Raw genomic sequence first — 1,317 nt, forward strand, 5'->3', positions numbered from 1 at the left:
GCCCGCACCGAAATCATCGATGGCGACTTCACGCCCAGGGCGCTTGATCTCCTGGATCTTGCTGTAAAGCTTTTCGGGATGCTTGCTCATCGCGCTTTCGGTGAACTCGATCTCGATCAGACCAGCCGGCAGGCGATGTCGGCGCAACTGCACCGCCAGTGTCTGTACCAGGTCGTCATTGTCGAAGTCGCGCGCCGAGACATTGATGGCCACCGGAATGGCCCGCCCCTGGCGCGCCCAGGCGGCGGCCTGTTCGATGCCATGCTGCAGCACCCACAAGGTCACCTGGCGGATCAGCGCACTCTTCTCGGCCAGCGGAATGAACAGCCCTGGAGAGATCACTCCGTGCACCGGATGACGCCAGCGCAACAAGGCTTCGACCCCGGCGCACTGCCCCGACAACAGACCTACCTTGGGCTGGAACTCCAGCCATAGCTGATTCCGAAAGCGGTTTCGGTCAGGCGAAACAGCGGCCAGTACAAGGTGTTCTGCAGTTTGCGCATCAGGCCGGCAGGGCGCGCTTCGATACGACGCCCCCAGCGATAGACCCAGATGGCCCAGATGGATTGTTCTTTCAAAAAAGGACGACGCAGATTGTAGCGCGCCAGATCAGCCTGCCAGTCAGGGTCCTGCGGCATCGGTTTTCCTTTCAAAATACGTTATTCATGGACATTCTGTCAGCATCAGCGGACATCTTAACGTCTTGTCATCTTTAAAGAAGAAATGTTCACTCTCTGACAATAAAAATGGCGCATCAATTCAGCAGGGGAATTCCGCTAAAAAGGCGACTGTGCAGCGCAACAATATGATAAATTTGTCGAACAAGCCAGCAACTGCGATTAAATGCAGTGAAAAATTTCCAGTCAGCAAAAAAGATAATGGAACTTTTTGTTCAGCCTTGCCTCCGTTCACCTGGCCTCGATAAATATCACAATTCCTCACGCAGTGGCCTGGCCAGCCGCAATGAGGGGCAGGATGCCGACTTCGATTCATGACAAGAGCCAACGCCGCCATGCCGAACCTGCAGAACCCAGATGCACTGGGCTTGCCCACCCGCCCATTGTTCAAAGTTCACTGGAACTTGGACGGGATCTGAACAATTGAACCAAGATGCTGCTCATGCCACCCAGAGGCCCATCCTGGGAGAGAGCATGAGCACGCATCCAGCGCACTCAACCTCTCCTCTGAAAGCACGCCATGACCCTCACTACCGTATCGAACTGGCTCAAGACTGCGACCGCAGCGGCAATATACGCCGTGGCCTGCGCCTGAGGACGTTCATGCGCTGTATCGCTGTCATTCCGGCCCGCTTCGGCT

1 protein-coding gene and 1 pseudogene are annotated in these 1,317 nt (G+C 56.0%); both read right to left on the reverse strand.

Going from position 1 to position 1,317, the window contains the following annotated elements:
* Positions 1-402: EAL domain-containing protein (locus I5W_RS06735; RefSeq protein ID WP_044528651.1), on the reverse strand; the 402-nt coding region annotated here is incomplete at its 3' end.
* A gap of 32 nt (positions 403-434) precedes the next feature.
* Positions 435-638: pseudogene (locus I5W_RS06740) on the reverse strand (serine acetyltransferase); the annotation flags it as partial.
* Between the last annotated feature and the right edge of the window lie 679 nt (positions 639-1,317).

It is taken from the genome of Herbaspirillum sp. B65 (assembly GCF_000333555.1).
In the GTDB taxonomy this organism is placed as follows: domain Bacteria; phylum Pseudomonadota; class Gammaproteobacteria; order Burkholderiales; family Burkholderiaceae_D; genus Herbaspirillum; species Herbaspirillum rubrisubalbicans.